Annotated in this window: 1 protein-coding gene; it reads right to left on the bottom strand. The window is 62.5% G+C overall.

Annotation, left to right across the window (positions count from 1 at the left end; genetic code table 11):
• A partial coding sequence (locus tag N7568_RS24665) for a hypothetical protein (RefSeq protein WP_261612287.1) occupies nt 1-251 on the bottom strand: 251 nt, incomplete at both ends.

Genomic DNA, 251 nt, shown 5'->3' with positions numbered 1-251 from the left:
AACGCGTCCATGCCGAAGGTGCGGGATTCGTCCGGGACCACGGGCACGAACCGGGTGCCGAAGTTCTTGTCCCGCATGAGGTCCTTCAACAACCGGACGAAGGCCATGGTGGTCGCGGCTTGTTGTTTCCCGGATCCGCGTTTGGCGACGTCGTAGGACTTCGCGTCCGGGAGTACTACGTCGGTGTGTTTGCGGCGGCGTTCGGGGACGAACCCGCCCAGTTCTGCCCGGCGTTCCATGAGGTATTTGAT

The organism is Paenarthrobacter aurescens (genome assembly GCF_025421775.1).
Taxonomy (GTDB): domain Bacteria; phylum Actinomycetota; class Actinomycetes; order Actinomycetales; family Micrococcaceae; genus Arthrobacter; species Arthrobacter aurescens_B.
Note: the sequence above shows the minus strand (reverse complement) of the source record. Positions and strands in the feature narration are given on the sequence as shown.